Genomic DNA, 24,356 nt, shown 5'->3' with positions numbered 1-24,356 from the left:
AATAACGCCAGGCGTCGGTGTGCGAAAGCACTTAAATAACCTGAATGTGGCCCAGGTCCCATGTGGGAGCGGGCTTGCTCGCGAATGCGCCAGTTCAGTCGATATTTATATTGGCTGACACACTGCATTCGCGAGCAAGCCCGCTCCCACATTTTGATCTCCATCAGACAAAAATATCGATGGGTTACTGGATCAACGAGCCACGCAACGAGTGTGGCTGCGCCGCATCAATGTGCACATCGGCAAACTGGCCGATCAGCGTGGGATTGTCGCAGCGGAAGTTGACGATCCGGTTGTTCTCGGTACGCCCCTGCAATTCACCCGGGTCTTTTTTCGAATAATCGGTGACCAGAATGCGCTGGATCGAACCGACCATTTGTCGGCTGATTTCGAAGCCCTGCTGATTGAGGCGATGTTGCAGCGCGTTCAAACGCTCTTTTTTCAACGCCTCCGGGGTTTCATCCAGCAGGTCGGCAGCCGGGGTGCCCGGGCGCTGGCTGTAGACGAACGAGTAGGAGAAGTCGAAACCGACGTCTTCGATCAGCTTCATGGTCTGCTGGAAATCTTTCTCGGTTTCACCCGGGAAGCCGACGATAAAGTCCGAGCTGATGCAGATGCCTGGCACAGCGGCGCGCAGTTTGCGCAATTTGGATTTGTATTCCAGCGCGGTGTGGTTGCGCTTCATCGCCGACAGAATGCGGTCCGAACCCGATTGCACCGGCAAGTGCAGGTGCTTGACCAGCTCTGGCACTTCGGCGTGGGCCTGGATCAGGCTGTCGGAGAACTCCAGCGGGTGCGAGGTGGTGTAGCGGATGCGCTCGATGCCGTCGACGGCGGCGACCACGCGGATCAATTCCGCCAGGTCGGCCAGGCGCCCGTCATCGGTCAGGCCGCGGTAGCCGTTGACGTTCTGGCCCAGCAGGGTCACTTCGCGCACGCCGTTTTCAGCCAGGTGGATGATTTCTGCCAGCACATCGTCAAACGGCCGGCTGACTTCTTCGCCACGGGTGTAAGGCACCACGCAGAAGGTGCAGTATTTGCTGCAGCCTTCCATAACCGACACATAGGCGCTCGGCCCGTCGATACGGGGTTCGGGCAGATGGTCGAATTTTTCGATTTCGGGGAACGACACGTCCACCTGCGGCAGCTTGGTGACGCGTGCGGCGTCGATCATTTCCGGCAGGCGGTGCAGCGTTTGCGGGCCGAACACCACATCGACATAGGGCGCGCGGTCGCGAATCGCGGCGCCTTCCTGGCTGGCCACGCAACCGCCGACGGCGATCACCATGTCCGGGTTGGCCAGTTTCAATTCACGCCAGCGGCCCAGCTGCGAGTACACACGGTCCTGGGCCCGCTCGCGGATCGAGCAGGTATTGAGCAGGATCACGTCGGCATCTTCGGCGCGGGCAGTGACTTCCAGGGCCTGGTGTTCGCCCAGCAAGTCGACCATGCGCGAGCTGTCGTACTCGTTCATCTGGCAACCGTGGGTTTCGATGTAAAGCTTCTTGGCCATGGGAATCGTCAACTGGTGGTAAAGAACCGCGCATTATAGGGGGCATGCCCATTGGTTCCTAGCGCTGTGCATCGGGTGCCATGCTATAGTTCGCGCCCTCTTTTATATCCCCATGTGTTGTTCGCCCACCATGACCAAACGTGAAGCTCCAATCTATAAGGTGATTTTCCTCAACCAGGGCCAGGTGTTCGAAATGTACGCCAAGCAGATCTATCAAAGTGATCTGTGGGGCTTCCTGGAGGTGGAAGAGTTCGTCTTTGGCGAGCGCACCCAATTGGTGGTCGATCCGGGCGAAGAAAAGCTCAAGGCCCAGTTCGAAGGCGTGGTGCGCAGCTTTGTGCCCATGCATTCGATTGTGCGCATCGATGAGGTCGAGCGCCTGGGTACGCCGAAGATCAGTGAGGCCCGGGGCGTGAGCAATGTGATGCCGTTTCCGATGCCAATGCCTGAGAAGTGATCTGCAATTAATTTGTAGGGCGTTTCCGAAACTGACCCTCTATGGATAGACATTTTGTTTGAAAGATAGCAGATTTTGTTTATTCAGAGAGGGCATCATGAATATATCAATAATAATAAAGCCTCAACGTTTCCTCGTTTCAACTACCGCAAGCCACGCCATTCATTAGCACCGAGTTTTTATCACACCGTCATTAACGAACTTACCTGTTCGGGAGTAGCCCTGTGCGCGATCCTCGCTATGACATTTTGTTTGAACCGGTGCAGATAGGCCCGGTGCGTACCCGTAATCGCTTTTACCAAGTGCCACACTGCAATGGCATGGGCCATGTGCATCCCTCGGCGATGGCCCGCATGCGTGGGATAAAAGCCGAGGGTGGCTGGGGTGTGGTGTGTACCGAAGAGTGTGAAATCAGCCCGCTGAGCGAATTCTCTCCTTATATCGAGGCCCGATTGTGGGATGAACGCGACATTCCCGCGCTGGCTCGGATGTGTGAGGCGGTGCATGAACACGGTTCGTTGGCCGGCGTAGAGCTGGCGTTCAATGGCTATTCCGCACCGAACCGTTACAGTCGCGAAATTCCCTGGGCTCCGTCCAATACGCCGGTACGCAGTTATGACCCGGTGCAGGCGCGGGCCATGGACCGTGCCGATATCCAACAGTTGCGGGCCCTGCATCGGGCGGCTGCGTTGCGTGCGCGGGAGGCGGGCTTTGACATCATCTATGTGTATGCCGGGCACGACCTGAGCCTGCCGTTTCATTTCCTCACACTACGTAACAACCGTCGTACCGATGAGTACGGCGGGGTGCTCGAAAATCGCGTGCGCCTGTTGCGCGAACTGATTGAAGATACCCGCGATGCGGTAGGTGACCGGTGTGCCGTGGCGGTACGCCTGGCGGTGGATGAGCAGATGGCTGATGGCCTCAGCCGCGAAGGAGAAGGGGCTGGGATCTTCTCGATGCTGGCGGACTTGCCGGACTTATGGGACGTCAATCTCGCCGACTGGTCCAACGACAGTGTGACAGCGCGCTTTGCGGCGGAGGGTTACCAGGAACCTTTTCTACTGGGGCTCAAGGCACTGACCCGCAAGCCCGTGGTGGGCGTAGGGCGGTTCACCTCACCGGATACCATGGCTTCCCTGGTGCGCCGTGGCGTGCTGGATTTAATTGGTGCGGCGCGCCCTTCGATTGCCGACCCGTTCTTGCCCAAGAAGATCGAGCAAGGGCGCGCCGAGGAGATCCGAGAGTGCATCGGCTGCAATGTCTGTGTCAGCGGCGACCACACCAGTACGCCGCTGCGTTGCACGCAAAACCCGACCATGGGCGAGGAGTGGCGGCGCGGCTGGCACCCTGAGGTGGTGGCGCGAGTACAAAGACCAGGGCAGGCGCTGGTGGTCGGCGCGGGCCCCGCAGGGCTTGAGTGTGGACGCATATTGGGTGGGCGCGGCATGGACGTGGCGCTGGTTGACAGCCTGCGCACCCTGGGCGGGCGTGTGGCGCAGGAAGCCCGGTTGCCGGGCTTGGCGAGTTGGGCGCGGGTGATCGACTACCGGCTGGACGCCCTGAGCCGCCTTTCTTCAGTCCAGACCTATCGGGAAAGCCCCATGCAAGCCGAAGACGTCCTGGATTTTGCTGCCGAGCATGTATTCATCGCCACCGGCTGCCATTGGCGGCGCGATGGCCTGGGGCGCGCCTTGCGCCAAGCGCCTGCGGGCCTGGAGTGCATGCCCGTGCTGACGCCGGACGACCTGATGGCGGGTGTGCTGCCGGCCTCGCCCGTGCTGTTGTTCGATGATGATCACTATTACATGGGCAGCGTGCTGGCCGAACACCTGGTGGCGCACGGCATTGAGGTGATTTTCGTCACCCCGGCGCCAGACGTGGCGGCCTGGACCCATAACACCCTTGAGCAGCACCGTATTCAGCGGCGTCTGCTGCAGTTGGGTGTCACGCTCGTGCTGTCCCATACGTTGGTCAGCGTTGGGCCGCATGGGGTGGTCGCCGGTTGCGTCTATACCGAGCGCCCCCGTCGCATGCCTGCTGCATCGTTGCTGCTGGTGACCTCCCGCGAGCCTGAGCAGGGGCTGTACCAGGCGTTGAAAGACACCCCCGAACGCCTGCAGGTGGCTGGCATTCGTACGCTGGCGCTGGTCGGCGACTGCGTGGCGCCCGGCACTATCGCGGCGGCTGTGTATTCAGGGCATCGCATCGCACGCGAGTTCGATGCGCCCGAAGGCTCGCTGGTAGTTCGACGAGAAATTCCATTTATCGAGGTGTAGTCAGTCCTACTGTTTAATCAATAACGAGGAATACAATAATGAAAAAAATACTCCTGATGTTATTCACCACTTTTTTGATCAATACATCGCTGTTTGCCAATGACTATACGGTGATCCGTTTTGGTGCCGATCCCAACTATGCACCCTTTGCTTATAAAGACAACACGGGAACTTTGGTCGGCTTTGAAATCGATATTGGCAATGCAATCTGTGCACACTTGAATGTGCGCTGCCAATGGGTTGAAAGTGACTTTGACGGCATGATCCCCAGCCTTAATGCCGGAAAGATCGACGCCATCTTAGCCTCAATGACAATCACTGCGGCGCGGCAAAAGGTCATCGATTTTTCCTCAGAGGTGTTTTCAAGCCCCACCGCCATGGTGCTGCGGCCCGGTACCGAGCTCTCCAGGGGCATGGCCGTCGGTTATTTACAAGGCAGCACCCAGGAGGTCTATGCCCGGCAGGTGCTCGTCAGCCAGGGCCTGAGAGTGGTGGCGTATGCCGATCAGGAGCAAGTTTACGCAGACCTGCTGACAGGCCGCCTGCAAGCGTCATTGCAGGATGCGCAGCAAGCGCAAAGCGGGTTTCTGCGCTCACCCCAAGGCGCTGGATTCATGCTGGGGCCGATGATTGAAAGCCCATTGATGCCGTCCAAAAGTGGCATAGGCATAGCCAAAGGCAATCACGCCCTGAAAAACCTGCTGGATAAGGGATTGGCTGCGTTGCATGCCGATGGCACCTACGCCCGCCTGCAAGCGCAGTACTTTGCAGGTGTGAACATGTTCAGCGGTCAATAACCGCCCTCAACCACCACCGAGGGCGTAGACATGCTACCGACTTTCACCCAATTCGCCGCGACCCTGGGTGGGTTTGCGCCGATGTTGCTGCACGGCGTCTGGGTCACCCTGCAACTGGCGCTGCTGTCGCTGCTGCTGGGGCTGACTCTTGGCCTGCTCGGCGCGGGCGCCAAGCTTTCCCCGGTCAAGGCATGGCGTATCTGCGCCCAGCTTTACACCACATTGATTCGCGGTGTGCCGGACCTGTTATTGATGCTATTGATTTTCTACGGGCTGCAAACAGGCCTGAGTCGTCTGACCAGTGAGCTGGGTTGGGCCTACATTGAAATCGACCCGTTCAGCGCCGGTGTGCTGACGCTGGGGTTTATCTACGGGGCCTATTTTACGGAGACCTTCCGTGGGGCTTTACTGGCGGTGCCTCGCGGCCAGTTCCAGGCCGCCAAAGCCCTCGGCTTTACCTTCAGGCAAAGCTTCGTGCATGTGATATTCCCGCAAATGATGCGGTTCGCTCTGCCGGGGTTGGGCAATAACTGGATGGTCTTGCTCAAGGCCACAGCGTTAGTGTCGATCATCGGCTTGGCAGACCTGGTGAAGGTGGCCCAGACAGCAGGCAAGAGCAGTCAGCAATTGCTGGCCTTTTTGCTGCTGGCGGCGCTGATCTATCTGCTGCTCAGCAGTGTTTCAAACCTCCTGCTGCGATGGCTTGAGCGCCGTTACGCCGGTGGCTTGCAGGAGTCATCACAGTGATCGAACTCATCCAGGCGTATTGGCGGCCGTTCATCTATTCGGACGGTCAGCAACTGACCGGCCTGGCCATGACTTTGTGGCTGACCAGTGCTTCATTGGGGCTGGGCCTTGCGTTGGCATTGCCGTTGTCCATCGCCAGGACATCTGCACGGCGCTGGCTGCGTTGGCCGGTGCAAGGCTTCACCTATCTGTTTCGTGGCACGCCGCTGTACATCCAGTTGCTGATTTTCTACACCGGTATCTACAGCATTGCCGCCGTGCGCGAGCAGCCGTTGCTGGATGCATTTTTCCGTGAGGCGCTCAATTGCACGCTATTGGCCTTTGCCCTGAATACGGCGGCCTATACCACCGAGATATTGGCGGGTGCCATTCGGGCAATGCCGCGGGGTGAAATCGAGGCCGCTCGCTCCCTTGGGTTCGATGGCTGGAAGCTGTATGTGCACCTGATCATGCCCTCGGCGCTGCGCCGATCGTTGCCGTACTACAGCAACGAGGTGATTTTCATGCTGCATTCCACCACCTTGGCCTTCACGGCCACGGTGCCGGACATACTGAAAGTTGCACGGGATGCCAACGCCGCCACCTTCCTCACCTTTGAAGCCTTCGGCCTGGCCGCCGCGCTTTACCTGTGTATTACATTTGCCCTGGTCGGCCTGTTTCGGCTGGCTGAACGGCGCTGGCTCAGCTTTCTCGATGCGGGCCGATAGGAGGCGTTATGCAGACTCATCTACATCCATTGCTGGCAGCTGTGCCGGGTACCACGCGGCACATTCATAGTTTTCATTACGGCCCGGCGCGTGCGCAGGGCAAGGTGTATATCCAGGCGTCCCTGCACGCCGATGAGTTGCCGGGCATGTTGGTGCTGTGGCATCTCAAGCAGCGGCTGGCGGACCTTGAGGCGGCAGGTGCGCTGCGCTGGCAGGTGGTGTTGGTGCCAGTGGCCAACCCGCCGGGTTTGGAGCAAGTGCTGATGGACGTGCCCCAGGGGCGCTTCGATAACGGCAGTCGAGAGAACTTCAATCGCTTTTTCATCGACGTCAGCCAGCCGGTTGGGGATCAGGTCGAAGGTTTACTGACGCAGGACCCGGTACGCAACCTGCACTTGATTCGCACCGCTCTGCGGCAAACCCTCGCCAGCCAGGTGCCGACCACAGCATTGCAATCCATGCGTCTGATCCTGCAAACGCTGGCTTGTGACGCTGATGTTGTGCTGGACCTGCATTGTGACTTCGAGGCGGTACAGCACCTTTATCTCGCACCGGATACCTGGCCGCAGGTGGAACCTCTGGCCTGCTACCTGGGCAGCCGTGCCTGTTTTTTTGCCGAAGACGCGGGGGGCCATTCGTTCGACGATTGCTACACATTGTTCTGGGCGCAGATGCAGGCGCGCTTCCCCGGCCGATTTTCGGCGCCGGGGTTTGCGGTGACCTTAGAGCTACGGGGCGTTGCCGATGTCGATCACGGGCTGGCCCGGCAGGATTGCGAAGCGCTGCTCAATTACCTGATGTTGCGTGGGGCCATTGATGGTCAGGCGCCACCGCTGCCGGCTTTGCTGAATCCGTCGACACCCCTGGCAGGGGTAGAGCCATTGGTGAGTCCGGTGGGCGGTTTGATTGTATTTTGCGCACAGGTGGGCGATTACCTGGAGGCAGGGCAATGCGTGGCGGACATTATCGACCCGATCACGGATAGCGTTACCCAGGTGAGGTGCAAGCATGAAGGGCTTTTGTATGTGCGGTCAGTACGCCGAATGGCGACCGCCGGTATGACGATTGCTCACACTGCCGGGCCTGTGGCGTATCGACAGGGCTACCTGTTATCGCCTTGATCAGGGCAGGGGTGAGAACGGCGAACGCCCATCAGCACTCTGCAGTTCTTGCAGATAGTTGCGGAAAATCTGCCCCAGCACCTGGGTTGCCACTTCCAGTTCATCGCGCTGCATGTGCTCGGCGACTTCGTCGGCGGTGTCCAGTGCGTCTTCGGCGCCGTTGACCGCGGCCATTTTCAGCACGATGTACGCCTGGACGTTGTTGGCCGGCACGCCTTCGCCTTTGAAGAACATGTTGCCCAACTGGTATTGCGCCTGGGCGTGGCCCTGCAACGAGGCTTTCTCGAAGTAGCTCAACGCTTTGTTGAGATCAACGGCCGGGTTCTTGCTGTCGTGGTAGTACTCGCCCAACTCGTATTGCGCCTGCGCATCCCCGTCCTCGGCCTGTTTCTGGCACGCGCTCAGGGCTTCGGCCTGGCTGTCTGGCTGGGTATTGAGGGTGCAACGACCCATCGCTGGGATTAACAACGAGTTGCCGCCGGCCTGGGCATGTGCCAGTAGCGGTTGAAGGAGCAACAGGCAGCCCAGAACCAGGGTGCGGCCGGTGCGTTTCATGGGAATCGACTTACCTCTGACGGGGCGCGGGACCCTCGAGGGAGTCCAATAAGCGCGCATTATGAAATAAGCAGGCCTCTGCTTACAAAGTCTTTACTCGTTTTTCTGCTGCTTGGGCAAGTTATCTGCCGGATTGCAGGGCAATTCTCGAAAAAACCAGGAATTGTCTGTAAGCAAAGTAGCAAATCTGACGCTGCCAGGGGCAACGTCAGCGGTTGCCGTCACTTATTTCAGGGCCGCGAAGGCGCGCTCGGCAGCATCCAGGGTCAATTTCAGTTCGGCTTCGCCATGGGCGATCGACGTGAAGCCGGCTTCAAAGGCGCTCGGCGCCAGGTACACGCCGCCTTCGAGCATCAGGTGGAAGAAGCGCTTGAACAGCTCGGCATCGCTGCCCATCACGTCATCGAAGGTGACAATATCGTCGGCGCCGCTGAAGTACAGGCCGAACATGCCACCGGCCTGGGTGGTCACGAACGGGATGCCAGCGGCATCGGCGCGCTGTTGCAAGCCGTCGAGCAGGCGTGTGGTGTAGTCGGTCAGTTCGGCGTGGAAGCCCGGGCGGCTGATCAGGCGCAGGGTGGTCAGGCCGGCGGCCATTGCCAGCGGGTTACCCGACAAGGTGCCTGCCTGGTAGACCGGGCCGAGCGGGGCGATGTGTTGCATGATCTCGCGCTTGCCGCCGAAGCAGCCTACCGGCATGCCGCCGCCGATGATCTTGCCGAAGGTGCTCAGGTCCGGCGTGACGCCGTAGTAAGCCTGGGCGCCACCAAGGGCGACCCGGAAACCGGTCATCACTTCGTCAAAAATCAGCACCACGCCGTGCTTGTCGCACTGCTCGCGCAGGCCCTCAAGGAAACCCGGTGCCGGGGGTACGCAGTTCATGTTGCCGGCGACTGGCTCGACGATGATGCACGCCACGTCCTGGCCGACTTCGCTGAGCATCTGCTCGACGGCGGCGATGTCGTTGAACGGCAGGGTCAGGGTGTGCTTGGCGAACGCCGCAGGTACGCCAGCGGAATTGGGTACGCCTTGGGTCAGCGCGCCGGAGCCGGCTTTTACCAGCAGGCTGTCGGAGTGGCCGTGGTAGCAGCCTTCGAACTTGATGATGTTGTCACGGCCGGTAAAACCACGGGCCAGGCGGATCGCGCTCATGGTGGCTTCGGTGCCGGAGCTGACCATGCGCACCATCTCCATCGACGGCACGATCGAGCAGACCAGTTCGGCCATCTCGGTTTCCATCGCGGTCGGGGCGCCGTAGGACAAGCCGTGTTGCAGTTGCTGGCGCACCGCGTCGAGCACGTCCGGATGGCTGTGGCCGAGGATCATCGGGCCCCAGGAGCCGACGTAGTCGACATAGCGCTTGTCGTCTTCATCGGTGACGTAGGCGCCTTCGGCATGCTTGAAGAACAACGGCGTGCCGCCCACGCTTTTGAACGCACGCACGGGGGAGTTCACACCGCCGGGGATGTGTTTCTGGGCGTTGGCAAACAGGGTTTCGGAACGGGACATGATCGGGCTCTCTAAACTGAAGATTTAAGAAGGTCGTTGAATGCACGGGCGCGGCGCGTCACTTCCTGGGTGCTGTCGGCACCGAACAGGCCGTGGACCACGGCGAGCAGGTCGGCCCCGTGGGCTATCAGCGGCTCAGCGTTTTCCAGGGTGACGCCGCCGATCACGCAGATCGGCAAGTGCAGGCGCTTGCGGGCCTGGGCCAGCATGTCAACGGTGGCGGCGGGTGCGCCGGGTTTGGTCGTGGAATTAAAGAAGCGGCCAAAGGCCACATAGCTGGCGCCTTCTTTGGCGGCCTGTTCGGCCAGTTCGATCTGGCTGTGGCAGGTGGCGCCGATGATCGCCTTGGAACCAAGCAGCGCACGGGCCGGGGTCAGCGGGCCGTCGGTCTGGCCCAGGTGCACGCCGACGCCCAGGCGCGCGGCCAGTTCGGCATCGTCGTTGATGATCAATTGAGTTTTGTAGCGCGAGCACAGCTCATGCAGCTTTTCGGCTTCACGCAGACGGCGTGCCTCGTCACTGCTCTTGTCGCGGTACTGCAACAGGGTGACGCCACCGTCCAGCGCCGCCTCGACGTAGGCGAGGAATTTGCCGGCCAACAGCTGGCTGTCGGTAATGGCGTAAAGGCCGCGTAGTTTCATCGGGCAAACCCCTTGCTGACGAGCGATAAGTTACGAGCAGAAATCCAGCGGCAATCGGCGCGGCACGAACTGGCCCTGGCCGAGTTGTTCGGCATCGCGCAGGGTACGCCACGTGTAGTTGAGGGCCGTTTGCACGGCGCTGGCCAAGCCTTCGCCCTGGGCAATGCGCCCGGCCAGCGCACTGGCCAAGGTGCAACCCGAACCGTGATAACTGCCTGGCAGGCGCTGGCAGGTAAAGGTCTGGCGCGTGCCGTCGCGGCTGTACAGACGGTTGTGCACTTCGTGCTCATCGCCATGGCCGCCGGTGATCAGCAGGTGCTTGATATACGGCAGCAGCTTCTCGGCGCAGTCGTCGGCGCTGCCGTCGGGCAGTTCCGCGAGGATCCGCGCTTCGGGCAGGTTGGGGGTGGCGATCAATGATAAGGGCAGCAGCCGCTCGCGCATCGCATAACCGACCTCGTCCTTGCCCAGGCTACCGCCGCCGCCGGCGCGCAGCACCGGGTCGCAGACCACCGGCAAATGCGGGTGCGCCTGCAGCAGTTCGATCACGGTGTCGACCATCGCGGTGGAACCGAGCATGCCCAGCTTGACTGCCGCAACTTCAGAGTCGGCGAGCACGGCATTGGCCTGGGCCAGTACCCACTCACGGTCAAGCACGCGGAAGTCACTGACATTGACGGTGTTTTGCACGGTCAACGCGGTGACGGCCGGGGCCGCGTGGCAACCCTGGGCGAGCAGGGCTTCGATATCTGCCTGCAGGCCGGCGCCACCACTGGGGTCGTGGCCGGAGAGACAGAGGACAACGGGGCGAGAGCAGTAGATATTCATGGTGCGCGAGCTTACCACCAAACGCTTTTTGCGTGGCTGTATGGCGATGGCAGAAGTTTGCCGCTGGGGTGTCGCTTTGCGTGGCTGAAAACCGCAATGAATTGGCCTGAAAGCATTGCCCTAGAGGCGTTCTAAAAAAAGTTCCGACAGTGGCTAATGGCTTTTACTGGCTATGCTAAAGTGCATCCAGACAACTTACTGTATCGCCGGTGTACGTCTTCTCAAAAGGAATGGGGGGCTTTTGACACAACCGGACCAGGCTACGCTGGGGCTCTATGCGCTATTTGCTGATTTTTTTATTGTGCGGGCTGCCGATGCTCGCCAGCGCCGTCGAGTTCAACCAGAACACGCGAAGCCTCCCGTTGGGCCGGGTCATGCAAGTGCTCGAAGACCCAACCGATGCCCTGACCATCGCCGATGTCAGCTCTCCCGCCTATGCCGCCCAGTTCAAGACCCATGACAAAGACACCCTCAATGCCGGCTATTCACGCTCGGTGTTCTGGCTGAAGGTCAACCTGCACTACACCGCCACAGATCCCCGCGCACCACGCAGCTGGTTTCTGGAACTGGCCTACCCGCCGCTCAATCGCCTGGACCTTTACCAGGACGACGGCACCGGGAATTACCGCCTCACCGCCCGAACCGGCAGCGCGTTGCCGTTTTCCAGCCGTGAGGTGAGCCAGAGCAACTACCTGTTCAAACTCAGCTTCTTGCCCGACCAGCAACAAACCGTCTACCTGCGCTTGCAAAGCCAAGGCTCGATCCAGGCACCGCTGACATTGTGGGCCGGCACCGCCTACATGGAGGAGCAGCCGCTGCGCTTGTACGTGCTCGGGGCCATCTACGGTGTGTTGCTGGGCATGCTGATCTACAACCTGTTCATCTACCTGAGCGTGCGCGACACCAGCTACCTCTATTACATCCTCTATATCGCCTCGTTCGGCTTGTATCAGCTGTCGGTCAATGGTGTGGCGGTGGAATACTTCTGGCCGAACAACCCGTGGTGGGCGAATGCCGCGGTGCCCTTCCTGATCGGCTCGGCGTCCTTGTTCGGCAGCCTGTTCGCGCGCAGCTTCCTGCACACCGCGCAGCACAGCCGCTGGCTCAACCGTATTCTGCTGGCGCTGGCGGCCTGTGGTGGGATGGTGATGGCGCTGGCGTTGTTGACCAGTTACGCCGTGGCCCTGCGCCTGGCCACTGCGCTGGCGCTGGTGTTTACCGTGACCATCTTCGTGGCGGCCATCAAGGCCTGGTATTGCGGGCAGCGCATGGCGCGTTATTTCATCATCGCCTGGTCGGCCTTTCTGCTCGGCGGGGTGGTCAATACCCTGATGGTGCTGGGTTACCTGCCTAACGTGTTCCTGACCATGTACGCCAGCCAGCTCGGCTCGGCCATTGAAGTGGCGCTGTTGTCCCTGGCCCTGGCCGACCGCATCAACGGCATGCGCGAACAGCAGGCACAGATTCTGCTCGATGCCAGCCAGAAACTCGAAGCGCTCAACCAGCAACTGGCCCGCAGCAACCGCCTCAAAGACGAATTTCTCGCCACCCTGACCCACGAACTGCGCACGCCGATGAACGGTGTGATCGGCTCGTTGGAGCTGATGCAAACCGTGTCATTGGACGATGACATGACGCAATACCAGCAAACCGCCGCTGGTTCGGCGCGGGACATGATGCGCATGGTCAACGGCATCCTCACCCTCACCGAGTTGCAGGCCGGTCGCCTGGTGGCCCAGCCGCAAGTGTTCAGCCTGCGCGGCACGCTCGACACCTTGCGCCAGCAGTTCACCGGCAGTGCCCAGAGCAAGGGCCTGGCGTTTTCCATTGATGTGGCCGATGAGGTGCCGGATCGGCTGATCGGCGATGCCGACAAATTGCTCCAGTGCCTGGATTGCCTGCTCGATAACGCCTTCAAATTCACCCACGTCGGCGCGGTGCGTTTGCGCGTGGTGGGCGTGCCCCAAGGGGACGGCGCCTTGCACCTGAGCTTTATCGTCACCGACACCGGTATCGGTTTTGCCTTTCTCGATGAAGCCACGCTGTATCAGCGCTTCTTCCAGCTCGATGGCTCGATGACGCGTGAATACGGCGGCCTGGGCATTGGCCTGGCGATCTGCCGGCAGTTGATCGAACTGCTGGGCGGGCGTCTGACCCACCATTCGGAACCCCGTAAAGGCAGCCGCTTCCAGTTGGAGGTGGACGTCTCGGTGCCGCAGCAAGTGACGCCCGCCACGCAAACGCTGCCTGCACAGCGTGCGCCTCAGGAATGCACGGTGCTGCTGGTGGACGACAACAGCGTGGGCCAGCTGGCGGTGCGTGGCATGTTGCTCAAGCTTGGTTATCGGGTCAAAACCGTGGAGAGCGGCCCGGCGGCCCTCGCTGCATTGCAAGGGCAAAGCTTCGACGCCGTGCTGCTGGACGTGCCAGAGGGTGGCTTTTCGTTGTGCTGCCAGATTCGCGCACTGCCTGGCTGCGGTGAATTGCCGGTGATCGCCCTGAGCACTACGCCCAATGGGCCGGAGCGTGAGCGTTGCCATGGTATTGGCATGACGGATCGGCTGGCCAAGCCGGTGCGTTTCGATGCTTTGCAGGCGGCGCTTGAGCGTAGCGTGCTGTGCGCGGATGAGGGTGAAAGCGCCGAACATTCGGCGCGTATGCCACTTTTTTAAGCGCAGTGGCAGTGCTTAACTGAAAAAACCGGCCTCAATCGATCTGTGTTTTTTTGTAGGAGCGAGCTTGCTCGCGAAGAACCTCAACGCTAACGCGCCTCTCCTGGGTTAGCGCGTTGCTCTCAGGTTTTTCGCGAGCAAGCTCGCTCCTACAGGCAGCCTGAAATCGATACGGCCTTTTTTCCAGGAGGCCCGTCATGAACCTGCATCAGTTTGCCGAAACCCACGACGTCACCAACCAGCCACCGTCCCTGGACGGCACCAACCTGTATCGCATCGACGTGCCTTTGCAGGAATGGTCGCGCCGCTTTGGCGCTGGCTGGGCCGAGTCGCGCATGGATGCCTATGGCGCGCTGGCGGGTGGGCCATTGATGGCGGCGGGGTTCCTGGCCAACCAGAACAAGCCGGTGTTCAGCAGCCACGACCGTTATGGCCATCGCATCGACCTGGTGGAGTTTCACCCGGCTTATCACGAGCTGATGCGCACCGCCGTCGAACATGGCCTGCCGTCGTTGCCGTGGGCCCATCCGCAGGCTGGCGCCCATGTGGCGCGTGCGGCGATGACCTATCTGCACAGCCAGGCCGAAGCCGGCAGCGGCTGCCCGCTGACCATGACCTTCGCCTGCGTCCCGGCTTTGCGCCTGCAACCTGCACTGGCGGACTTCTGGCTGCCGAAAATCCTCAATACCCAGTACGACCCGCGCAATGTCGGCATCGCCCACAAGGCCGGCGCCACTATCGGCATGGCCATGACCGAGAAGCAGGGCGGCACCGACGTGCGCGCCAACACCACCCGCGCCTACCCCGTGGGCGCAGGTGGCCCCGGCCAAGCCTACGAGCTGGTGGGGCATAAGTGGTTCTGCTCGGCACCGATGTGCGATGGTTTCCTGACCCTCGCCCAGACCGACAAGGGCCTGACCTGTTTCCTGCTGCCCCGGCACCGCCCGGATGACACGCGCAACGAGTTCTACATCCAGCGTTTGAAGAACAAACTCGGCAACTGCTCCAACGCCTCCAGCGAAGTGGAGTTTCGCGGCGCCCTGGCGTGGATGGTCGGTGAAGAAGGCCGCGGCGTTCCAACCATCATCGAAATGGTCGCCATGACGCGCTTCGATTGCATGGTCGGCTCCAGCGCCTTGATGCGCCAGGCGCTGACCCAGGCCAGCCATCACTGCGCCCATCGCCAGGTGGGTGGCCGCGTGCTCAGCGAGCAGCCGCTGATGCAGAACGTGTTGGCCGACCTGGCCCTGGAAAGCGAAGCGGCCCTGGCCTTGAGCCTGCGCATGGGGCGCGCCCTGGATCATCTGGATGATGCGCATGAAGCCAAATTCGCCCGGCTGGTCACGGCCGTGGGCAAATACTGGATCTGCAAGCGCGCACCCGCGATGATCAACGAAGCCGCTGAATGCATGGGCGGTGCCGGGTATGTGGAAGACAGTATCCTGCCGCGCCTTTACCGCGAGGCACCGGTGAATTCGACGTGGGAAGGTTCCGGTAATGTGCAGTGCCTGGATGTATTGCGTGCACTGTCCAAAGAGCCCGGTGTGCTTGAAGTGCTGTTTGTCGAACTGGGCGATGGCCACGGCCACAAGCAGTTGGCACGGCATATCGAGCAGTTGAAGGCGGCGTTCATGGACACCCAGGACATCCAGTATCGGGCGCGGCAACTGACCGAGGACATTGCCCTGGCGTTGCAGGCCAAGTTGTTGCTGGAGGCGGGTAATGCGGCGGTCAGCGATGGGTTTATCGCCAGCCGGTTGGGTGAGTCGTCGGGGCGGGTATACGGCACCTTGCCGCGTGGCGTCGACGTGGAAGCCATTGTCGCCCGCTCAACCCCGACGTTTCCTTGAATAAACACGGTCAACTGTAGGAGCGAGCTTGCTCGCGAAAAACGTCAACGATAACGCGTGTTTCCTGAATAAACGCGGCGCCTATGGGTTTCTCGCGAGCAAGCTCGCTCCTACATGGTATTACCCCCTCCCACATTTTAAGGTGCATTCCAATCCTGTGGTTTCGGTGAAGCCTGGATACAGGCAAGATAAAGGCCTGCAAGTCAGAACACAGGATGCTTACCGTGACCGAAGCTTTTGTTGTCGTTAAAACCGCCGAAGAAGCCGTGGACCGGCTGGCGGCGCTGCATGAGCGTGCCACTGGCGCGCTCAACCAGGCGCTCAAGCAATACCTCAAGGACCGCGTCGAGCCCGACGCCGCGCAGCGCGCATTGTTTCGCTACCCGGAACTGCGCCTGACCTACCACTGCCACGGTGAAGTCCCACAGACCACTCGGGCGTATGCCAAGGTGCAACTGCCGGGTACCTACAGCGTCACCGTGACCCACCCGGCCGCGTTCCGTAAGTACCTGCTGGAGCAACTGGTGCCGCTGATGCACGACTTCACCGTGACAGTGGAAGTGGGCGTCAGCCAGCAGAACATCCCGTACCCCTATGTGGTGGAGCAGGGCGATGAACTGGCCGGCTCCGGCGTTACCGCCGCGACCCTGGCCCGCGTGTTCCCCAGTACCGACCTGTCCGCCGCCACCGATGGCATTGCCGATGGCCTGTATGACTGGGAAAACACCGACCCGCTGCCCCTGGCCCTGTTCGATGCCGCCCGCGTGGACTTTTCCCTGCGTCGCCTGGTGCATTACACCGGCAGCGACTGGCGCCATGTGCAGCCGTGGATCCTGCTGACCAACTACCACCGCTACGTGGACCAGTTCATCCTGCATGGCCTGGAGCAACTGCGCAGCGACCCGCGATTTATCCGCATGGTGCTGCCCGGCAACGTGGTGATCGACAAGAGCATGGACCACGGCGAAGCCTCGGCCATTGCTGCCGGCGTGGTGTGGCACCGCTACCAGATGCCGGCGTATCACCTGCAGGCCACTGACGGCCACGGCGTGACCCTGGTGAACATCGGCGTGGGCCCGTCCAACGCCAAGAACATCACCGACCACCTGGCCGTATTGCGCCCGCATTGCTGGCTGATGATCGGCCACTGTGGCGGCCTGCGCCAATCCCAGACCATCGGCGACTACGTACTGGCCCACGCCTATATGCGCCGCGACGGGATTCTGGATCGCGTGGTACCGCCGAACATCCCGATTCCGGCCCTTGCTGAAGTGCAGCTGGCGCTTCAGCAGGCGGCGGCCAAGGTCACTGGCGAAAAAGGCGAAGAGCTGAAAAAACGCCTGCGCACCGGCACCGTGCTGACCTACGACGACCGGAACTGGGAACTGCGCTGGGCCCAGGAGCGCCCGTTGATCAACCTGTCCCGCGCCGTGGCCGTGGACATGGAAAGCGGCACCATCGCCGCCCAGGGTTACCGTTTGCGCGTGCCTTACGGCACCTTGTTGTGCGTATCGGACAAACCCTTGCACAGCGAGATCAAGCTGCCGGGTTCGGCCAACGCGTTCTATGAGCGTGCGGTCAGCCAGCACTTGAAGATCGGCATCGAGGCGGTCGACCTGTTGCGCACCGAACTCAACTCCTTGCACTCGCGCAAACTGCGCAGCTTCGACGAGCCGCCGTTCCGCTAAGCGGTTGGGATGGTCATTTAGCGGTCAGGCCACTAGCATTGTCGGTCCTGACCGTTAGATGTTCCTTTGCCATGTCTCGTCCCAGCCGTCCCGATTCACGTCGCCCTGGCGTGAAACCTCCGCATTCTGCCGCTCGCCGGGTTGCCAAGGCGCCACCGGCCGAGCCGAAGTTGATCCTGTTCAATAAACCTTTCGACGTGCTGACCCAGTTCAGCGACGAAGGCGGGCGCGCGACCCTCAAGGATTTTATTGATATCCCCGGCATTTACCCGGCGGGGCGCCTGGACCGTGACAGCGAGGGCTTGCTGCTGTTGACCAACGATGGTCAGCTTCAGGCGCGGATTGCCGACCCCAAGCACAAGCTGGCGAAAACCTACTGGGTGCAGGTAGAAGGCGAGCCCACCGAAGAGCAACTGCAACGCCTGCGTGACGGCGTGGAGCTCAACGACGGCATGACCTTGCCCGCCGAAGCACGGCAACTGGATGAACCAGCATTATGGCCGCGCAACCCGCCGGTGCGTTTTCGTAAAAGCGTGCCCACCCACTGGCTGGAACTGGTGATTCGCGAAGGGCGTAACCGCCAGGTACGGCGCATGACCGCGGCGGTGGGCTTGCCGACCCTGCGCCTGGTACGCGTGCGTATTGGTGAGTGGTCGATCGACGGCCTGGATCAAGGTCAGTGGAAGGCAGTGCCGGCGCGCTTATAACGCCCCGGATTCGATCAGGCCGATCACCACGCTCTTGATGATGAACGCCGCCACGCCCAGGCCCAGCACGAAAAACAGGATGAACGAACCAAAGCGTCCGGCCTTGGATTTCTTCGCCAGGTCCCAGACGATAAAGCCCATGAAAATGATCAGGATAGTGACAAGGCCGGTCATCATCCATTCTTCAAACAGGGCGGGGTCGATGTTGTTCATGGGGCTCTTCCGACAAGACAAGCGAGCAGTATACGGCAGCATCCTAGACGCAACATTGACCTGAGTCCTGCATGGTCAAACTGTGGGGGGGCTGATGCCATTGTAGGAGCGAGCTTGCTCGCGAAAAACTCACAGACGCCGCGTTCATTCAGGAGGCACGCGTTATCGTTAACGTTTTTCGCGAGCAAGCTCGCTCCTACAGTTGAACATTGTTGTTCTCAGGTGCGTAGGTGGGTCAGGGGCAGTTCGGTGCTGTTGAGCACCTGATTGAGCACAAAGCTGGAACGCACGCTGGTCACGCCTTCAATCCGCGTCAGGTGCCCTAGCAGCAGCTTTTGATAATGGTCCATGTCCGGCACCACTACCTTCAGTTGATAGTCCGCATCCATGCCGGTCACCAAACTGCATTCCAGCACTTGCGGCAGGGTGCGGATGGCGGCTTCGAAATTCTCGAAGCGTTCCGGTGTGTGACGGTCCATGCCGATCAATACATAAGCGGTGAGGCTCAGGCCGAGCATCTTGCGGTCGAGCAGGGCGACCTGGCGGGCGATGTAGCCGTCGTCTTCCAACTGCTTGACCCGGCGTGAGCAGGGCGAAGGCGACAGGCCGATGCGTTCGGCCAGCTCCTGGTTGGAGATCCTCGCGTCGCGCTGCAATTCCGCCAGAATACTCAGGTCGTATCGGTCAAGCTTGCTCATTGGGTTGGCCTTTGTCGTAACTATTGCGGTGAATTATCCATGAAGGGTTAAAAATTGCGCAAGCACTGTTTATTGACGCAATCTTCGCAATCCTCTGCCCGCCCGGCACGCCTATGATTACCAACAGAATCACCGCCTGGACAACAGTCCACAGCAGCGCGCCCAATCAGGCCCGTTGCGGCCGCCGCCCCAGCAGGGTTGAGCCGGCCTCCAGGCTGCACACTGTCCACAAGACGGCGTGAGGTGAGCCAACGTCAAAAGCGTTGAGCCAGGACGAAATTCTCAAGGGGTGGCCGACGGGTCACCCCTTTTTCTTTGTGCGCGTTTTGCCTTCAGAAAATAGTTCTCGTGACTGATAACCTGTCTCAGAACCGGGCGAGGCTTTTCCAGTCTCATGATCAAGCCCCAATCCGCAGTGAGGAAAAGCATGAAGCGCATCTGGCGTATGGCAGGTGTTGGTTTGCTGGTGGTCAGCGTCGGCTCCCAGGCAATGGCCGACGAACGTGATAACTCACCGGGCCAGGGGCGTGGGCCGCAGGGGCAGCATGAACGGGGCCCCGAAGGTGGGCCGCGGCCTGAGCATAACCTGCCGATCCAGGGCCGGCCCGATACGGTGCGCCAGACCCAGGAGCCGCGCCAGGGTTATTACCGTGATATTCCCAGACGCCCCGATGACAACCGGCATTGGGAGGCCGGTGGCCCTGGTTCGCGTTCAGGCAATGACCATCCCAACGATAACCGTTGGCCAGGTCGCCCCGACGGTCATGGCAATGGCTGGGGCCCAGGCCCGCAGCATCGCCCCGGTTATGTCATCGACCGTTTCCCAGACCGCAATTACCGCGTGCCTTACCGTGGCCAGGATTACTTCTACTCGGGTGGCTACTGGTACCGGCCCCAAGGCCCTCGCTACGTAGTGGTGACGCCGCCCTATGGCATTCGCGTGCATTACCTGCCGGACTACGCGCGTGAAGTGTGGGTAGGCGGCTCGCTGTTGTTCCTCGCCGCAGGCGCCTATTACGCCTACGAGCAAAGCACCCAGCAATACGTGGTGGTACAACCGCCGACGCAGGTGCCATCACCCCCGCCGGCGCCTCAAGGCAACGGTTATGACGTGGTGGCTTACCCGGCCAACGGCCAATCGCCCGCCCAGGTCCAGCAGGACGGCTACGACTGTTATCGCTGGGCGGTGCAGCAAAGTGGCTTCGACCCGCGCACCGTGACTTACGCCCCCGATCCGGCAGTGGTGCAAACCTACCGCCAGGCCCAGGGCAACTGCCTGGGCAGTCGCGGGTATCAGGTGCAGTACTAGGCCTTGTTGCCGGTGACCACTTCCCGTGGGTCGGCATGCACCAGCACTTCGGCTCTCGGGTATTCCCGGTGAATGGCATCAGCGGCCTGGTCGCTGATGCCGTGGGCCACCGACAGGGTCAATTCCCCCGGCAATTCCAGATGCAATTGCACAAACCAGTGATTACCGGAAACCCGCGTGCGCAAGTCGTGGGCACCCAGCACGCCGGGCACGCCACGGGCCAGTTCCAGCATGTGCTGGCTGACGTCTGGCGGTAACTCTTCATCCATCAGCACGGCAAAGCTTTCCCGGGCGATCTGGATCGCGCTCCACAGGATGTAGGCGGCGATTCCCAGGCCGAACCAGGCGTCGACCTGATGAAAGCCAAAACCTGCCAACACCAGCGCAATCAGGATGCTGCCATTGAGCAGCAAATCTGAACGGTAGTGCAGCGAGTCGGCACGCACCGCGTTGGAGCCGGTCTCGCGCACCACTCGGTGTTGCAGCATCAGCAGGGCCACGGTCAGCGCCAGGGACAAAATAATTACGCCGATACTCAGCCACGGTGCGCCGACCGGCTCCGGATGCTTGAGCCGTTCATAGGCCTGCAGCGCAATCAGCACCGCACTGCCGGCGATAAACAAGGCCTGCGCCATCCCCGCCAGCGACTCCGCCTTGCCATGCCCATAGCGGTGATCGTCATCGGCCGGGCGCAGGGCGTAATGCACTGCCAGCAAATTCAACAGCGACGTCACGCCGTCGAGCAGTGAGTCGGTCAACCCGGCGAGCATGCTCACCGAGCCGCTGAGCCACCAGGCGATGGCCTTGGTCACAATCAGCACACAGGCCACGCCCACCGAGGCGCGGGTGGCCAGGCGCAAGAGCCTTGCGTGTTCGGGGCTGCTGGTCATGGGCAGTCCTTACGCGGCAGGCTGCAGGCCCAGGGCCGCCAGTTGCTGCACGCTGCCCTTGAACTGGATCAGGCGCGGGTCGTCCAGCGGCAAGGTACGGCCGGTTTCTTTCTGGATGATGCTTTGCAGCTTGGCGTTATCGACCGTGCCGTCGGCGCCGATGGCTTCGTGCAGTTTCTCGGGGGCGACCTGAGCTGTTTTGCCCGGTTCGAAGTAAATGGCGCCCGTGGCGAAGTCGACACCGAAGGCGATCAGGCCGGGGATCACATAAAACAACAGGCCGAGGGCATCGAGTACCGCGATGGTCGGGTCGATCTTGCCGTCGATCTGGCCACGACGGTCAGGGTAGAAAATCGACCCACAGGCGGTGAGTTGGCTCAGCAGGGTAACGGCGAGGACACCGCCGATGACACGGGAAGCGATACGCATGAAAAAGTCTCCTGAACGCATTTGAAGAATGACTATAAGCGAGTCTACAAGGCGATGATGTCCAAATGTGGGAGCGGGCTTGCTCGCGAAAGCGGTGTATCAGCCATCCGATATGTCGCAGACCCACCGCATTCGCGAGCAAGCCCGCTCCCACATCTGACTCTGTTCCCAATGGGATTATGCAGTTCGCCGTTATACTCGCCGCTCTGCTTTGGAGCCAGTATGAATTCGTTGCCGATCGATGATGTTTTACCCGCCCTGCGTGACGCCTTGGCGCATCGCCATGAAGCCGTGCTGGAAGCGCCCCCCGGCGCCGGTAAAACCACCCGCGTGCCCTTGGCCTTGTTGCATGAGCCGTGGCTTGCCGGGCAAACCATCCTGATGCTCGAACCCCGGCGCCTGGCCGCGCGTGCTGCTGCCGAACGGCTGGCCAGTGAGCTGGGCGAAAAGGTCGGTGAAACCGTGGGCTACCGCATCCGCCTGGACAGCAAAGTCGGCCCCAATACGCGTATCGAGGTGGTCACCGAAGGTATCCTCACCCGCCGCCTGCAGGACGACCCGGCGCTGGATGGCGTGGGCCTGTTGATCTTTGACGAATTCCACGTTTTCCCACAATCCCTGAAACCCCATATTTCTTGTCAAGCTGCGTAATCCCAGTCGACGCCTTTGCCTCGGCTTTGAAGTCAAAGCTCAAAAGGCTTTGATGCTCCTGCTCCTGCTCTTGCCTGGAAGAGCCTTAGCCATGCATCTGATGGGGAGTGGATTGAGGCCGAGCCCTTGATCGCGCGGATCAGCCGCAGCGCTGCGGCGACGCCCGTATGCTTGCGGAAGGTGACACAAAAAGGAGCTCCACCGCATGCCGATCGCAGTCGCGATTTTCGACGCCTTCGGAAAAGTCGTTCAGATTGGACGCAAGCGCCATCCTTACAGGCAGCTCCTTCGCCTGGGCGCTCTCCACGGACGCAGACCAAGTGCCGCTGATATCCGTCGTTTGATGACCTCCAGCCTCAACCTGGACGCTGCTGCCGAAACGTTTGGTATTTGTGTGAGTCCAGCGCAGATGACGTTCTGGCAGCATGACCTGGAGGATGAGCTCCACTCCTCACTGTGTATCCCGACGTAATCAATGCGCTTCGGTTGCTCAAAACCGAGGGGATAGCTCCAGGTATCTGCTCGAAACTGGCCGCACCCTACGACCCTGTTCTCCGCCAGCTTCTTAGCGAGGTCGATGGCTTTGCCTTAAGTTACGAGGTCGGCGAGATGAAACCGCACCCATGTGGGTTCTGGATCAGGACGATCGACTGCGGTGGCGTTGGTGGAAGCCGTGAGTGGTTGCAGGCCTATAGGTTCAGAGTGAGTAGCGTTATCAGGTTGTACAGGTGGGTGATGGGCTGAATGATCGTATTGCCCGTCCGTCTCGGCGGCAGGGCAATCAATAAAGAATCGGCCACTGCACCGCTTCCAGTCGTGCCTTCACACCCATCCCGTACTCTGGCTCGATTTGGATTGCGTATGCGGCAAGTCCCATTAGGTGATTTCGCATGCCCGCAACGGCTGAGAAACCCCGGCGCTCGGCATGTGCCAGTGGCCCAACATCCTCGCGCTCCAGATAGTACAGGTGCATCCGCATCTTCATTTTGAAAGCGCGAGTCAGCCTCGGTACGTCCTGACCAACCTGCAGTCCCAGTACGATTTTTCGGCTTCTCGGGGACACAATGTTTGTTTTGGAAAGATTTGGCGTTAGGCCAAACCGACGGAGTATTCCGTAAACCTCATTGACCGCGTTACGGGCACTCTCCCGCTCAAATGCGGTGTCGGTGGTAGAGAAGGTCAGGTCATCCGCATAGCGGGTGTATGTGAGGCCAAATCGGTCGGCTAGCGAGGTAAGCAAAGTGTCTGCTTCTCTCATTACGAGGTTGGCGAGCATAGGGCTGGTTGCAGCGCCTTGCGGCAGATGGCCTAGTGCGCGCGATGCATATTTGAGAATTTTAGATTTCGCCAAGGGTGCTTTCCTGCGCCACTTGATAGCGCGACGCATGCGGCTGAAGTGACCGATCCTCGTGCATAGCCGCGACAGTTCCAGAGACACTAGCGGCTGATATCCAAGGCTGCGGAATACGCGGTAGCAGTCGATTTCAGAAATCGACTCAAAGAACCGCTGCACGTCGACTTTGATCAGCCAGCGACTTGAGCAATGAGGAGCAGCGGCCTCAATCAACTTACATTTCGGCGCGAATGCTGTGCTAGCGGCATGAGGTCTGGCTTTGGCTAAGACGTGCTGCGCAATCCATCGTTGAGCGACTGCCAGGCTCGGCGGGGGCACACAAATCACACGGAATGAGGTAGGTTTTCCTGGTCGAGCTCGCTTCCTCACTCTGAAGGTTTTGTATGACTCAACATCGCGGGTGACATAATCGCGCAGGTGTTTGTATGGCACCTGAGTCATATGGGCGAGGTGGTTGAGAGTCAGTATCGGCGGAAACGAAGGGTTGATTGCGACGGTCATTTGCGAGGTCGCGATCGCAGCGTTCATGACAGCGGTCGGAACGTCGCTGGCACCTTTTGAGCGGCGATAGTGTTGAGGCGTCCAATCCTTCATCTACTTTGACACCCGCAGGGTGAGTGCTCGCGCCGCAGGCAGAAGGCCACGCCACTAGGCTGTGGCGTGAGCGCTTAACCGCAAGCAGGAGCTAAGACATAGGGCAGCAGTAATCTGCGCCCGGTGATGAGTTGAGAATCCAACCCA

General features: G+C 60.6%; 22 protein-coding genes and 1 pseudogene. 13 read left to right on the top strand and 10 right to left on the bottom strand.

Going from position 1 to position 24,356, the window contains the following annotated elements; all coding sequences use genetic code 11:
* Window positions 1-184: 184 nt before the first annotated feature.
* A complete protein-coding gene (gene miaB / locus PSH76_RS26450) occupies window positions 185-1,513 on the bottom strand; it encodes a tRNA (N6-isopentenyl adenosine(37)-C2)-methylthiotransferase MiaB (protein ID WP_305493178.1) in 1,329 nt (442 codons plus the stop codon).
* A gap of 130 nt (window positions 1,514-1,643) precedes the next feature.
* On the opposite strand from miaB, the gene PSH76_RS26445 reads away from it, so the two are divergent.
* From PSH76_RS26445 to PSH76_RS26420, 6 genes are all read left to right on the top strand, one after another.
* On the top strand, window positions 1,644-1,970 hold the full coding sequence (locus PSH76_RS26445; protein ID WP_003236992.1) for a DUF1820 family protein: 327 nt from the start codon (window positions 1,644-1,646) through the stop codon (window positions 1,968-1,970).
* Window positions 1,971-2,194: 224 nt separating this feature from the next.
* Window positions 2,195-4,249 carry an NAD(P)-binding protein gene (locus PSH76_RS26440; RefSeq protein ID WP_305493177.1) on the top strand — a complete coding sequence of 685 codons (2,055 nt, stop codon included), beginning with the start codon at window positions 2,195-2,197 and terminating at the stop codon, window positions 4,247-4,249.
* A gap of 38 nt (window positions 4,250-4,287) precedes the next feature.
* Complete coding sequence (locus PSH76_RS26435) at window positions 4,288-5,046, top strand: transporter substrate-binding domain-containing protein (protein ID WP_305493176.1); 759 nt, start codon at window positions 4,288-4,290, stop codon at window positions 5,044-5,046.
* Between the two features lie 30 nt (window positions 5,047-5,076).
* Window positions 5,077-5,793 carry an ABC transporter permease gene (locus PSH76_RS26430; RefSeq protein ID WP_278917348.1) on the top strand — a complete coding sequence of 239 codons (717 nt, stop codon included), beginning with the start codon at window positions 5,077-5,079 and terminating at the stop codon, window positions 5,791-5,793.
* Window positions 5,790-6,500, top strand: coding sequence for a histidine ABC transporter permease HisM (gene hisM / locus PSH76_RS26425; RefSeq protein ID WP_032895173.1), 711 nt, complete (start codon window positions 5,790-5,792; stop codon window positions 6,498-6,500). Before PSH76_RS26430 ends, hisM begins: the two co-directional genes overlap by 4 nt.
* A gap of 8 nt (window positions 6,501-6,508) precedes the next feature.
* Window positions 6,509-7,621 carry a succinylglutamate desuccinylase/aspartoacylase family protein gene (locus PSH76_RS26420; protein WP_305493175.1) on the top strand — a complete coding sequence of 371 codons (1,113 nt, stop codon included), beginning with the start codon at window positions 6,509-6,511 and terminating at the stop codon, window positions 7,619-7,621.
* Here PSH76_RS26420 and PSH76_RS26415 read toward each other — a convergent pair whose 3' ends face one another.
* The 4 genes from PSH76_RS26415 to PSH76_RS26400 all read right to left on the bottom strand — a co-directional run bounded on the left by PSH76_RS26415 (window position 7,622) and on the right by PSH76_RS26400 (window position 11,154).
* Window positions 7,622-8,176, bottom strand: a complete 555-nt coding sequence (locus PSH76_RS26415; RefSeq protein ID WP_003194434.1) for a tetratricopeptide repeat protein — start codon at window positions 8,174-8,176, stop codon at window positions 7,622-7,624.
* 225 nt (window positions 8,177-8,401) lie between these two features.
* Window positions 8,402-9,685: a glutamate-1-semialdehyde 2,1-aminomutase gene (hemL, locus tag PSH76_RS26410; protein ID WP_305493174.1), complete on the bottom strand. Its 1,284-nt coding sequence runs from the start codon at window positions 9,683-9,685 to the stop codon at window positions 8,402-8,404.
* An 11-nt stretch (window positions 9,686-9,696) separates the two neighbouring features.
* Complete coding sequence (thiE, locus tag PSH76_RS26405) at window positions 9,697-10,326, bottom strand: thiamine phosphate synthase (protein ID WP_305493173.1); 630 nt, start codon at window positions 10,324-10,326, stop codon at window positions 9,697-9,699.
* 30 nt (window positions 10,327-10,356) lie between these two features.
* On the bottom strand, window positions 10,357-11,154 hold the full coding sequence (locus tag PSH76_RS26400; protein ID WP_305493172.1) for a hydroxymethylpyrimidine/phosphomethylpyrimidine kinase: 798 nt from the start codon (window positions 11,152-11,154) through the stop codon (window positions 10,357-10,359).
* A 275-nt stretch (window positions 11,155-11,429) separates the two neighbouring features.
* Here PSH76_RS26400 and PSH76_RS26395 point away from each other — a divergent pair, with 275 nt between their 5' ends.
* The 4 genes from PSH76_RS26395 to PSH76_RS26380 all read left to right on the top strand — a co-directional run bounded on the left by PSH76_RS26395 (window position 11,430) and on the right by PSH76_RS26380 (window position 18,071).
* Complete coding sequence (locus PSH76_RS26395; protein ID WP_305493171.1) at window positions 11,430-13,826, top strand: hybrid sensor histidine kinase/response regulator; 2,397 nt, start codon at window positions 11,430-11,432, stop codon at window positions 13,824-13,826.
* Between the two features lie 197 nt (window positions 13,827-14,023).
* Window positions 14,024-15,676: an acyl-CoA dehydrogenase family protein gene (locus PSH76_RS26390; protein WP_305493170.1), complete on the top strand. Its 1,653-nt coding sequence runs from the start codon at window positions 14,024-14,026 to the stop codon at window positions 15,674-15,676.
* Between the two features lie 215 nt (window positions 15,677-15,891).
* Window positions 15,892-17,364, top strand: a complete 1,473-nt coding sequence (amn, locus tag PSH76_RS26385) for an AMP nucleosidase (protein ID WP_153475217.1) — start codon at window positions 15,892-15,894, stop codon at window positions 17,362-17,364.
* 71 nt (window positions 17,365-17,435) lie between these two features.
* Entirely contained in the window at window positions 17,436-18,071 is a 636-nt protein-coding gene (locus PSH76_RS26380) for a pseudouridine synthase (RefSeq protein WP_032895181.1), read from the top strand.
* On the opposite strand, the gene PSH76_RS26375 is transcribed toward PSH76_RS26380, so the two are convergent.
* Both PSH76_RS26375 and PSH76_RS26370 read right to left on the bottom strand, forming a co-directional pair.
* Window positions 18,066-18,275 carry a DUF2788 domain-containing protein gene (locus tag PSH76_RS26375; protein ID WP_025999909.1) on the bottom strand — a complete coding sequence of 70 codons (210 nt, stop codon included), beginning with the start codon at window positions 18,273-18,275 and terminating at the stop codon, window positions 18,066-18,068. The two genes, PSH76_RS26380 and PSH76_RS26375, sit on opposite strands and share 6 nt — an antisense overlap.
* A gap of 227 nt (window positions 18,276-18,502) precedes the next feature.
* Entirely contained in the window at window positions 18,503-18,982 is a 480-nt protein-coding gene (locus PSH76_RS26370) for an Lrp/AsnC family transcriptional regulator (protein ID WP_003194418.1), read from the bottom strand.
* 427 nt (window positions 18,983-19,409) lie between these two features.
* Between PSH76_RS26370 and PSH76_RS26365 the strand changes: the two genes are divergently transcribed.
* Window positions 19,410-20,291, top strand: a complete 882-nt coding sequence (locus PSH76_RS26365) for a DUF6515 family protein (protein ID WP_305493169.1) — start codon at window positions 19,410-19,412, stop codon at window positions 20,289-20,291.
* On the opposite strand, the gene PSH76_RS26360 is transcribed toward PSH76_RS26365, so the two are convergent.
* Both PSH76_RS26360 and PSH76_RS26355 read right to left on the bottom strand, forming a co-directional pair.
* Window positions 20,288-21,181 (bottom strand): cation diffusion facilitator family transporter, encoded by an 894-nt coding sequence (locus PSH76_RS26360; protein WP_305493168.1) that lies wholly within the window; start codon window positions 21,179-21,181, stop codon window positions 20,288-20,290. The genes PSH76_RS26365 and PSH76_RS26360 overlap by 4 nt on opposite strands.
* 9 nt (window positions 21,182-21,190) lie before the next feature.
* Window positions 21,191-21,610, bottom strand: a complete 420-nt coding sequence (locus PSH76_RS26355; RefSeq protein ID WP_003194410.1) for a hypothetical protein — start codon at window positions 21,608-21,610, stop codon at window positions 21,191-21,193.
* A gap of 222 nt (window positions 21,611-21,832) precedes the next feature.
* Here PSH76_RS26355 and PSH76_RS26350 point away from each other — a divergent pair.
* Window positions 21,833-22,213 (top strand): annotated as a pseudogene (locus PSH76_RS26350) (DEAD/DEAH box helicase); the annotation flags it as partial.
* A gap of 253 nt (window positions 22,214-22,466) precedes the next feature.
* Window positions 22,467-22,733: a hypothetical protein gene (locus tag PSH76_RS26345; protein ID WP_305493167.1), complete on the top strand. Its 267-nt coding sequence runs from the start codon at window positions 22,467-22,469 to the stop codon at window positions 22,731-22,733.
* A 309-nt stretch (window positions 22,734-23,042) separates the two neighbouring features.
* Here PSH76_RS26345 and PSH76_RS26340 read toward each other — a convergent pair whose 3' ends face one another.
* Entirely contained in the window at window positions 23,043-24,209 is a 1,167-nt protein-coding gene (locus PSH76_RS26340; protein WP_122681765.1) for a reverse transcriptase family protein, read from the bottom strand.
* Window positions 24,210-24,356: the final 147 nt, after the last annotated feature.

This window comes from Pseudomonas sp. FP215, assembly GCF_030687795.1.
Classification (GTDB): Bacteria; Pseudomonadota; Gammaproteobacteria; order Pseudomonadales; family Pseudomonadaceae; genus Aquipseudomonas; species Aquipseudomonas salmasensis.
Note: the sequence above shows the minus strand (reverse complement) of the source record. Positions and strands in the feature narration are given on the sequence as shown.

Coding starts and splice junctions, on each gene's coding strand:
- miaB (WP_305493178.1), bottom strand. CDS start 1,513: ATGGCCAAGAAGCTTTACATCGAAACCCACGGTTGCCAGATGAACGAG.
- PSH76_RS26445 (WP_003236992.1), top strand. CDS start 1,644: ATGACCAAACGTGAAGCTCCAATCTATAAGGTGATTTTCCTCAACCAG.
- PSH76_RS26435 (WP_305493176.1), top strand. CDS start 4,288: ATGAAAAAAATACTCCTGATGTTATTCACCACTTTTTTGATCAATACA.
- PSH76_RS26430 (WP_278917348.1), top strand. CDS start 5,077: ATGCTACCGACTTTCACCCAATTCGCCGCGACCCTGGGTGGGTTTGCG.
- PSH76_RS26420 (WP_305493175.1), top strand. CDS start 6,509: ATGCAGACTCATCTACATCCATTGCTGGCAGCTGTGCCGGGTACCACG.
- PSH76_RS26415 (WP_003194434.1), bottom strand. CDS start 8,176: ATGAAACGCACCGGCCGCACCCTGGTTCTGGGCTGCCTGTTGCTCCTT.
- hemL (WP_305493174.1), bottom strand. CDS start 9,685: ATGTCCCGTTCCGAAACCCTGTTTGCCAACGCCCAGAAACACATCCCC.
- thiE (WP_305493173.1), bottom strand. CDS start 10,326: ATGAAACTACGCGGCCTTTACGCCATTACCGACAGCCAGCTGTTGGCC.
- PSH76_RS26400 (WP_305493172.1), bottom strand. CDS start 11,154: ATGAATATCTACTGCTCTCGCCCCGTTGTCCTCTGTCTCTCCGGCCAC.
- PSH76_RS26395 (WP_305493171.1), top strand. CDS start 11,430: ATGCGCTATTTGCTGATTTTTTTATTGTGCGGGCTGCCGATGCTCGCC.
- PSH76_RS26390 (WP_305493170.1), top strand. CDS start 14,024: ATGAACCTGCATCAGTTTGCCGAAACCCACGACGTCACCAACCAGCCA.
- amn (WP_153475217.1), top strand. CDS start 15,892: ATGCTTACCGTGACCGAAGCTTTTGTTGTCGTTAAAACCGCCGAAGAA.
- PSH76_RS26380 (WP_032895181.1), top strand. CDS start 17,436: ATGTCTCGTCCCAGCCGTCCCGATTCACGTCGCCCTGGCGTGAAACCT.
- PSH76_RS26370 (WP_003194418.1), bottom strand. CDS start 18,982: ATGAGCAAGCTTGACCGATACGACCTGAGTATTCTGGCGGAATTGCAG.
- PSH76_RS26365 (WP_305493169.1), top strand. CDS start 19,410: ATGAAGCGCATCTGGCGTATGGCAGGTGTTGGTTTGCTGGTGGTCAGC.
- PSH76_RS26360 (WP_305493168.1), bottom strand. CDS start 21,181: ATGACCAGCAGCCCCGAACACGCAAGGCTCTTGCGCCTGGCCACCCGC.
- PSH76_RS26355 (WP_003194410.1), bottom strand. CDS start 21,610: ATGCGTATCGCTTCCCGTGTCATCGGCGGTGTCCTCGCCGTTACCCTG.
- PSH76_RS26345 (WP_305493167.1), top strand. CDS start 22,467: ATGCCGATCGCAGTCGCGATTTTCGACGCCTTCGGAAAAGTCGTTCAG.
- PSH76_RS26340 (WP_122681765.1), bottom strand. CDS start 24,209: ATGAAGGATTGGACGCCTCAACACTATCGCCGCTCAAAAGGTGCCAGC.